Genomic DNA, 9131 nt, shown 5'->3' on the forward strand with positions numbered 1-9131 from the left:
GGGGAGGATGACCGGGCGGCGGGGGCGGCTGTCCCCCGTTCGGCTGCCACGCCGGGCCGTACGGGTTGTGTCCCCCGAAAGTCACGCCGTTTTCCTTCCTGGGCCGTGGGAAGCATGTGGTGCGGAACGATCCTGGTGATTCCTCGCCCCCAGTCAACATTCAACGCGACGGCGGGACACGCGGTTGCACGCGGCTGCCCGGCAACCGCCCCGAAAACGCCCTGCCCGTGCCCCGATGTCCCTGGCAGGATCACCGCATGCGAACCGTGTACGCACTCCTGGTGGGCATCGACGACTATCCGGACAAGCCACTGAGCGGCTGTGTCAACGACGTGGTGGAGGCGGAGAGTTGGCTGCGCGAACAGGGCGGGCCGAAGGTCTCGGTCCTGCGGCTGCGCAACGCGGAGGCGACCAGGGCGGCCGTGGTCGACGGCATCGGGACGCACCTGGGGCGCAGCGGCCCGGATGACACCGCGCTGTTGTGGTTCAGCGGGCACGGCAGCGAGCACAGGAGCAACGATCCCCGTACGGCGACCGGCATGAGCCAGGCGCTCGTGTGCGCCGACAGCCTCGACGAGGGCGGACAGCCGCTGCTCCGGGACACCGAACTCGGCGCCCTTCTCGACGGGATCGCGGCGGGCGGCGCCCATGTCGTGGCCGTCCTCGACTGCTGCCACGCCGGCGGTGCGAGCCGCAAGCCCCCGCCCGGTACGCGCTCGCGGGGTGTGGTCTGGCGGCCGTGGTGGCGCACGGACGGCGCACGGGCCACGGGGGTGTCGGGGGCCGGTTCCCGTCGGCACGTGCTGCTCGCCGCGTGCCGGGAACAGGAGTCCGCGTACGAGGCGCTGGTCGACGGCGAACCCCGCGGGTACTTCAGTCATTCGCTGGTGCACGTGCTGCGCCGGCTCGGTCCGGCCGCCGCGTACGGGAAGGTGCACTCCCTCGTCGAGGAGCGGGTGCGCAGCCGGCAGCCCGCGCAGCATCCCGAGCTGCGCGGCCCGGAGCACCTGCGTTTCCTGCACGGCGACGCGCTGCCCGTGCCGCCGTTCCTGCTCCGGCACACGGTGTCGGGGTGGGAGGTCAACTGCGGTTCCGTGCACGGGCTCCGGTCCGCCGGGGGCGAGTTCACCCTGGCCGACGAGGACGGTGCCCGGCGGGCCGGCGGACCGCGGACGGTGGTCGTGCGGACGGTGCGCCCCGAGTCGACGCTGGTGGAACCGGTCGGCTGGGTACCGGGGCCGGGCGATCTCACGACGGTGCACGGGGTGACACCGTCGGCGCTGGCGTTCCCCCCGGCCGCGGTGACGGTCGTCGGGGATCCCGCCGTGGTCGGCATGATGACGGCGGCGATGGAGGGCGCGCCGCTGCTGTCCACCGGTGGGGACGGGCTGCCGCTGCGGCTGGAGGTCGGGGCGGGCGCGGCCCGGGTGACCGGGGGCGACGGACATCCGGTCGCGCCGCTGCCGCTGCGGTCACCGGCCGACGCCGCCCGGGTGGCCGACTGCCTGTCCCACATCGCGCGTTGGCACCTGCTGAAGGACCTGGCGAACCCCGACCCGTGGCTGTCGTCGCTGGTGCGGGTGACGGTCGAGCCGCTGGTCGGCGCCCTGCGGCACACGGCGACGGGCGAGATCGTGTGCTCGTACACGCCGGACGGCCGGGAGCCTCAGGTGATGGTGCGGGTCCACAACGACTCCCCGCTCATGCTGTGGGGCGTGCTGCTCGACCTGGCGGACGACTACGAGTCGTCGCCCGGTCTGTTCGAGGGCGACTTCGTGGCGCCCGGGCACGCGGGGACGGCGCGGCGCGGCGAGCCGGTGTGGCTGCGGCTGCCGCCCGGCCGTTCCCTGGCGCGGGGCTCGTTCGCCCGGGACTGGCTGCGGCTGGTCGTCGCCGAGAACGAGCTGAACGTCGCCCCGTTCCGGTTGCCGGCCTGGTCCCCGGGTGGGACGGCGGGGCGCAGCGAAACGTCCCCGGAGGGCGGGGGCGGGCTGCTGCGGCTGACCTCGCCGCCGGGTCCCCGGACCGCGGGCGGACCGGCCCACGACGTGGGCCGGTGGGGCACCACGACGGTGGCGATCCGCACCGAGCTGCCCTGACGTCACCGGCCGAGGTGGGTGAACCCGGCCCAGCCGGTCGGGTCGGCGGCGTCGATCAGCGGGACCCGTGCCGCCATGTCCGCGGGCATCCCGGCCGGCGCCCTGCGGCCCTCGTCGAGCATCCACAACTGGGCGTCGCGCAGGGCCTTTCCGGGGGTCCGGCCCTCGCGGCGCATGTAGTGGTGGGTCATGTACATCAGTACGGACGTGGCCTCGTCCGGCACCGGCCACAGGGAGCCGAGCACCGAGCGCGCGCCCGCGACGAGGAACGCGGTGGACAAGCTGTACGCCTCGTCGTGGCCGTGCCCGGACACATTGGTGCTGCACGCCGCGAGCACCACGAGTTCCAGGTGGCGGTACCGGGCGGTGCCCTCGGTCAGTTCCTCGGCGTTCAGGTCGCCGCCGGACAGTTTGAGGTACGCGCTGTTGCGGCCTCCCCGGCGCACCTCGCCGTGGCAGGCCAGGTGCAGCACCCCGCCGTGCTGCCGGCCCAGCCGGTCGAGCACGGCGGCGGGCGTGGCGGTGCCGGGGCCGAGGAACTCGCCGTCCGGATAGAACGTGCGGAAGACGGCTTCGGCCTCCTTGCCCGCGTGGTACAGGTCGCGGGTCGGGTCGCCGACGACGAGGGCCTGCCGGATGCCGGCGGAGGGCCGGCCGGCCACCTCGCACAGCAGGCGGGCGGAGGGGGTGTACGAGATCTCCGCCTCGTGGCACGCGTACCGCGGTGCGCCGCGGCGGCCGGGCAGGCGCGCGGCGTGCCAGGGCACGGCGCCCAGCTCCGCCATCGGTACCAGCACCACGGCCGGGGGCCGCCCCGGCCCGCCGGGCAGTGCCTTGAGCAGGGGCCCCATCACCGCCCGCCCCGCCCATGCGCACAGCCGCTCCAGCACGGCGCGGCCCTCGTCCGGGATGGGCGGCTGCGGCCGGGACGCGCTCGCGGTGGGCGGTCCGCCCGCGGTGCGGCCGGGTGCCCCGATGGCTTGATATTCCGTCAGAGGGCCTGCCGATAGGGTGAGTTCGGGGAGACGCAGGGTCTTGGTGGTGCCGTCGGCGAGGACGATCAGCGCCGTTCCGGGCACGCCGTCGCCGTCGGGCAGCAGATAGACCAGCGCGGTACGGTCCATGGCGCGCAGTGCCCGGCCGATGTCCGCGAGCTCGGGGACGTCCAGCAGTTGCCGCCGGTGCGGGGACGCGGCGAGGGCCTGGAGCACCCTGCGCCGCAGCCGGCTGGAGGGGCCCGGGGCCGCGCGCGGGGCGGGCACGACGGCCCCCGGCTCCGGGTCGGGCGCGGCACCGGGCGCGGCCCGCCACTCGCCGGCCAGGWCGTCCTGGCCGAGGGCGTGCAGCATGTCGGGGACGGTCGTGGCGACGGTCGCCGCGTGCAGGACGAGGCCGCGCCCGGCGTCCAGGGCGCGTACGGCCTCCTCGTGGACACCGTCGGCCAGGCACCAGCGGGCCACGTCGAGCGCCTGCTCACCGGCCCGGCGGCCGGTCTCGGCGGCGTGCGCGGTACCGGACTGGAGCAGGACGCCCCAGGTGGCGGCGCGCAGGGCGTCGAGGCCGACGCGGCGGGCCTCGGCATGATCGATGCGGGCGGCCCGCCCGTCGAACACCCGGCTGTCGCCGCGGACCCGGTAGCCCGAGGCGAGGGACATCCCGAGGGAGTTCCACAACGGGTGCGCCGGGCCACCGGCCAGGCGCAGGGTGTGCTTCAGCCAGGAGATGCCCTGGTCGAGGTGGCCGGGGCGGTCGGCGACCGGTACCGACACCGTTCCGCCGAGCATGAGGTGGGCGGAGCCGAGCACCTGGGCGTTGCGGATCCAGCGCTCGTCGTCGGGTTCGAGGAGGTCCAGGGCCTCGTGGAGCAGCTCCATGGCCTCGATCGCGCCCCGGGCGTTGCCCGCGAGCAGGGCCCTGCCGACGCTGCTGATGCCGGTCTCGCCGAGCCGGTCGGCCTGCCCCTCGCGCGGCAGCAGCGCGATCTGCCGCCGCACCTCGTCGAGGTCGGGGGTGGCCACCATGCCGGAGGAGTCGGGCAGGAACCGTCCGGTGCGCCGGCCGCGCAGGATCTCCAGGTTGGCCCGGGCGACGTCGAGGTTGGACTCCATCCCGAGCCGGTCCATGTGGTCCGGGGACAGCTTCGCGACGACGTCCTCCAACTCGCCGATGTGCCGGGCGAGCGCGGCCTCGTCCTCGCGCCGGGTGGCCTGGTGCGAGCGGAACACCGCGAGCTGCCCGTCGATGCCGAGACGCGTCCCGGCGTCGAAGGCCGGCGAGTCCCGCAGCCGGACCATGTCCTCCACGGCCGAGTCGAAGTCGTCCTCGCCGCCGCCGTTCTGGGCGAGGTGGGCGCGGATTCCGGCGTGGGCCAGGTCGAGCGCGTCCCGTTGCGGGCTGTCGGGCGGGAAGGCGGCGCGGGACTGCTCGATCCGGACGAGCGCCGCCTCCATGTCGGCGGGGCCCTCGATCCGTTGCAGCCCGGACGTGCTGCCGATGGCCGTGACCGTGGCCCGCCACTGGCCGTCCGGTCCGTGGGCACCGGCCTCCTCCATGAGCTCGTCCAGCTGCCGCTGGTCACCGACGTGCCGGTGGTACCGCAGCATCGGCAGGACGGAGAGGATCTGCCCGGCGCGCATGCCCGACAGCGCGGTGCCGCGCGGAAGGTCCCTCCAGTCGGCGCAGAGCCGCTCCCATGCCTCGTCGGCGGTGGCGCAGCCGAGCCGGTCGAGGACCAGGTCGGCGACCCCGGTGAGGTCCTGGGCAGCGGTCCTGCCCCCGGTCAGCGACTGCTGGATCTCGTACAGGATCGACTGGAGGTCGTACGGCTTCGCCTGCATCTCTAGAGCATCCGTCCCTGCTGTCGTGGCGCGGTCTGCGTGCGGTACGGGGCGAGGACCCCGTTCAGCCATCGCTCGCCGTCCTCGGTGCCGAAGTCGATCCGGGCGGCGCCGGTGGGTTCGAGGGGTGGTTCGCCGCACCGGTCCTGGAACAGGACCGCCACCCGGTCGGCGGGTTCACGTTTCGACGGCCAGACGAAGCCCTGGGCCCAGGGGGCGGTCCCGCGGCGGATCCAGTGGCCCCAGTCGCGGGTCTGCGGATAGTCCGCTCCCTCGGCGTGCACCAGCCACGAGTCCTGCGCGACCGCCGCCAGATCCCGGCCCGACATCAACGGCACCACGTCCACGTCGGTGGCCAGACGCAGGAAGGACAGGCTGCGGTCCTCGAAGGAGGCGCGCGGGAGCAGGCGCGTGCCGCCGTCGCCGTCGAAGGGGATCGAGCGCAGCAGCACCTCGCACACGGCGGCGCCGACGCCGAACCCGATGTAGAGGAAGCCGTACTTGTCGTACGGGGTGCTGTCGAAGCGTCCGCCGTAGTAGAAGGCGTGCGCGGGCCGGGGGTTGAAGGCGAGCGCGTCCCGGTGGGTGCTGTGGACGCGGTGGACGGGGGTGCCCGCGGGCAGGGTGACGCGCTCCGGCTCGCCGGGCAGTCGTTCGGGGGGCGGGTACTTGGGCACGGTCTACCACTCCCCGCCCGTGACGGTGAGCGTGCGTGCCGCGCCCAGGAGTTCGGGGTCCCGGCCCTGCCCGAGGAGACCGGCGGGCGCGCCGCCCGTCCACGCGTTCGCGGAGAGCCACCAGTCGGCGGCGCCCCAGGGGTCCCGGTCGGCGTGCAGTACGTCGGCCACCTCCAGGACGACCTGCCACGGCATGGTTCCGGCCTCGAACTGGAAGGCGGGGAGCCGCCGTTCGCCGTTCTCCCGGGTCAGGACGATCAGTCGGGGGTCGACGGCCCCGGTCCCGGGCGGGCTCGACGCCGGTGCCCGCAGCAGGCGTTCGCGGACCGGGCCGAGGAGCGGGCCGACCATCGGGTTGTCGTCGATCACGAGCATGCAGAGGTCCATGGCGTCGAAGCCCTGGTGGACGGCGGACGGCGAGGTGCCCACGAACCGTCCCGGGTCGCCGTCGCCGCGCAGCCGGACCGCCTCCTCGGCCGGCAGCGCGGCGAGCACGGCCCGTACCGCCCGGTCCGCCGCGTCGTGACCGGCCCCGCCGTGGTCACGGGCGTCCGGGGCGGGCGTTCCCAGGGCGGTGCGCACGTCGGTCAGCAGGGCGCGCAGCTCCGGGTGCGAGCCGGGGGCGAGCAGCGGTCCGAGCCGGGACCAGTCCGCCGCGACGGCGGCGAGCGTCGCGAAGGGGTTCACCCGCATCCATGTCCTTTCCACCCGTCGGACCCGGTCGGCGGGCCGGAGTCGGTCCGGCCGCCGAGCACATCCGTCACCAGGTCCGCCACCAGCGGCCGGCGGACGACCAGATGCAGTTCGCGGTCCCGGTCGGGGTCCGCCGCGAGCGCCGTCCACAGGGCGCTGACGCTGTTCTCGGGTGTCAGCCCGCCGCGTCCCGCGCCGAGGAGGGGGAAGCAGACGGATCGCAGCGGCGGGGTGTGGGCGTCGCGTTCCCCCGACATCAGGGCGAGTGCGCGGGCCGCCGCGGCGGCGACGTTCTGCGGGGTGACCTCGTAGTCGTTGGTGCCGGGTCTCGGGACGGCGACCACCGCGTGGTAGATGCGCCGGACGCCCTGTTCCGCCAGTGCGCCCGGCCCGGTGGGCGCGACCGTCCCGGGCAGGACCGGGCGGTGCCGTACGCCGTGCTTCCCGCGCCATTCGGCCAGGTCGTCGTGGACGGGGTCCTCGACCACGTCGCCCGCGGCGTCGCGCACCGCCCCGGCCCGGCGCAACGACGCCGACACGGACGCCTTGTACATCTCCGGGAGTCCCAGGTGCGTGTTGCTCGGGGAGACGATCACGTCCACGTTCCGCAGGAGTTCGACGGGGTGGATGTGCAGGGTGATGGTCAGCGGTCTCCCGGACCGGGCCAGGCGCAGGGTGCGGTGCTGAAGGTGCGGGGCCGGTATGACGCCGGTCCGCGCGGTGTCCCGGTTCCCGGTGTCGGCGATCCAGCACACCCACTCGGCGATCTGGCCGAGGACCATCTCCTCCTGGCTCTTGCGGAAGCGCTCCACGCTGAGGCCGTACACCTGGGCGGCGAGGCGGCGCCGGTCGGCGGCCGCGCGGTCGCGCATGCCGGACGCCAGTCCGAGCGTGCGCTCGGCCGCCTCCTGGAGGTCGCCGCCGCCCAGCCGCGAGACGGCCGCCCGCAGCAGGTTCTCGACCTCGACGGGCCAGGCGTCGGTCACGGCACCCGGCACCGACGCGGCGGCCCGGCGCAGCAGGGGCAGGTCGAGCCCCCGGAGCCGTACCAGCCCCTCCAGGCGGACCATCTTCACCTCCTGCAAAACCGACGCGACGTCAAATGGCCCGGCACGAGTCGACATGGGCCCATGATCGTGCGGCGGCAACGGCATCACAAGGTCGGGCCGGGCCGCCCGTTCACGTTAGGCGTCGGCGGGCTGCCCGCCGGGCCGACCGCGGGTCGGCTTCGGGTCGTCGTCGGGTCGGCGGGGCCGGGCCCCGCGGGAGCCCGGTGCGCCACGGGCCCGGGGCGCCGCCCCGGGCCGGCCTCAGCTCAGGTGCACCGGCAGCGACTCGATCCCGTACACGATCGACACCTTGCGGAAGGACAGGTCCTGCGGCGGGACGGCGAGCCTCATCCCGGGGAACCGCCGCACCAGGGCCGGGTAGGCCGCGCGCAGTTCCATGCGGGCCAGTTCGGCGCCCACGCAGCGGTGGATGCCGTGGCCGAAGGCGAGGTGGCTCGCGGAGGGGATCCGGTCCAGGTCGAAGCGCCCGTCGTCCTCGACGTACGACGCGTCGCGGTTGGCGCCGCTCAGCGAGCAGAGCACCATGTCGCCCCGGGGAATGGTCACGCCGCCTATCTCCATGTCCCGGCGGGCGAACCGGGGGAAGGCGATCTGCACGGCGGACAGGTAACGCAGCGCCTCCTCGACGAAGGGCGCCACCACGGTGTCGTCCGTGCGTATTCGGTCGAAGACGTCCCGGTCCCGGAGCAGTACGAGGGAGCCGAGGGCGATCGTGCTGGCGGTCGTCTCGAACCCGCCGGTGAGCACCCCGTCGGCGAGGCCCGCGAGTTCCTCGTCGTCGACGTCGTCACCGTGCTCCCGCACGATCATGCCGAGCAGGCCGTCGCCCGGGTTCTCCCGCTGTGCCTTGACGACGCCCCTGAAGTACTCCAGCGACTCCGACATCGCACCGAACGGCGCGGTCGCGTCGCCGAAGAGGTCGAACCGGTCCATGGCCAGTTTCTGGAAGTCGTGACGGTCCTCGTACGGCACGCCGAGCAGTTCGCAGATCGTGAGCGAGGGGATCGGCAGCGCGAACCCCTGCACCAGGTCGACCGGGCCGCGTGAGGCCGCCATCGCGTCCAGGCGCTCCTCGATGATGGCGTCGATCCGGGGCGTCAGGCGCCGCAGCCGGCGCATCGTGAACTCCGGGGTGAGGATGCGGCGCAGCCGGGTGTGCACCGGGGGGTCGTTGAACCCGAGCCCGCCGGGGCTCTGCTCGGCCGCCACCCCGGCGTTCGTCGCGAGGTGGGCGAAGTCGGTGCTGAACCCGTCGGCCGAGCCGAGGACGGCCTTCGACTCCTCGTATCCACTGACCACCCAGGCGTCCATGCCGAACGGCAACGACACTTTGGAGACCGGCCTCTTCGCCCGGGTCCTGGCCAGTTTGTCCACCGGGTCCAGGCCGTCCCTGCGCATCATCATCAGCAGGTCGTCGGGGAGCAGCCTGATCGTGGAGGGTCCGATTCCGTACTTCTGGATCCTGGACAGATAGGCGCGCCCGATCCGGGCGGTGATGCGGGAGCGGAATGTCGTGGTCAATCTGCACTCCATGAGTCGTCGCGCGGTCCGCACCCACGGTGCGGACGGGAGAGGGTTGTGCAGCAGGCGCGGATGTGAATACTGGCCGGCGGCGACACGGCTTGTGCCGGACCGCATTCTGTCGCAGATCGGGAGCAAGCAGAGCCCCCGAGGCACCCGGTCACACGGTGTGCGCCACCACTGCCGCCCCCACGGTGGCCGTGATCATGATCACGGCCACCGTGGGGGCGGCAG

At 74.2% G+C, this 9131-nt stretch carries 6 protein-coding genes; 1 reads left to right on the forward strand and 5 read right to left on the reverse strand.

Translation table 11 applies throughout. The features are described 5' to 3' along the window. Positions 1-257 precede the first annotated feature (257 nt). Positions 258-2099: a caspase family protein gene (locus EAO76_RS41310; protein ID WP_148841383.1), complete on the forward strand. Its 1842-nt coding sequence runs from the start codon at positions 258-260 to the stop codon at positions 2097-2099. 2 nt (positions 2100-2101) lie between these two features. On the opposite strand, the gene EAO76_RS41315 is transcribed toward EAO76_RS41310, so the two are convergent. The 5 genes from EAO76_RS41315 to EAO76_RS41335 all read right to left on the reverse strand — a co-directional run bounded on the left by EAO76_RS41315 (position 2102) and on the right by EAO76_RS41335 (position 8909). Further along, positions 2102-4936, reverse strand: a complete 2835-nt coding sequence (locus tag EAO76_RS41315) for a CHAT domain-containing protein (RefSeq protein WP_148841384.1) — start codon at positions 4934-4936, stop codon at positions 2102-2104. Positions 4937-4938: 2 nt separating this feature from the next. Next, a complete protein-coding gene (locus EAO76_RS41320) occupies positions 4939-5613 on the reverse strand; it encodes an RES family NAD+ phosphorylase (protein ID WP_148841385.1) in 675 nt (224 codons plus the stop codon). A 3-nt stretch (positions 5614-5616) separates the two neighbouring features. After that, the gene (locus tag EAO76_RS41325; protein WP_262376188.1) at positions 5617-6306 is read right to left on the reverse strand and encodes a hypothetical protein; all 690 of its coding nucleotides are present in this window, start codon (positions 6304-6306) and stop codon (positions 5617-5619) included. Then, positions 6297-7376 (reverse strand): hypothetical protein, encoded by a 1080-nt coding sequence (locus EAO76_RS41330; protein ID WP_262376189.1) that lies wholly within the window; start codon positions 7374-7376, stop codon positions 6297-6299. The genes EAO76_RS41325 and EAO76_RS41330 overlap by 10 nt, the downstream gene beginning before the upstream one ends. Positions 7377-7616: 240 nt before the next feature. Continuing rightward, complete coding sequence (locus EAO76_RS41335) at positions 7617-8909, reverse strand: cytochrome P450 (protein ID WP_148841387.1); 1293 nt, start codon at positions 8907-8909, stop codon at positions 7617-7619. Positions 8910-9131: the final 222 nt, after the last annotated feature.

It is taken from the genome of Streptomyces sp. sk2.1, from assembly GCF_008120935.1.
GTDB lineage: Bacteria > Actinomycetota > Actinomycetes > Streptomycetales > Streptomycetaceae > Streptomyces.